Here is a 358-nt window from a genome sequence, read left to right on the forward strand (position 1 = left end):
CCTCCTTCGCTCCGCCGAGCCCGACGGGGCGCCGGCCCTGCGGGCGATGCTGGCGGTGGCCGCCGTGAACACCACCGTGGCGGCACTCCCGCGCGCCGCCGCCCGGTGCGCCGACGCGGCGCTGTGGGAGCAGGCCGCCGACGGGGAACTGCGCCCGGCCCTGGTGGACGAGCTGCTGCGGGTGACCGCGCCGTCGCCGCTGCTGCCGCGCGTGGCGGCGGCCGACGCGGTCCTGGGCGGATGCCCCGTCAGGGCCGGGGACCGGCTGATCCTCGTGGCCCGGCACGCCGCGGGAGCCCACGCCGATCCCCCGGACGCCCACCACCCGGCCCCGGCCGCGGTGGCCCGGCTGGTCTTC

General features: G+C 81.3%; 1 pseudogene. It reads left to right on the top strand.

From position 1 onward, the window contains the following. Positions 1–358 (top strand): annotated as a pseudogene (locus tag GT045_RS06580) (cytochrome P450); the annotation flags it as partial.

The organism is Streptomyces sp. SID486, from assembly GCF_009865385.1.
Lineage (GTDB): Bacteria > Actinomycetota > Actinomycetes > Streptomycetales > Streptomycetaceae > Streptomyces.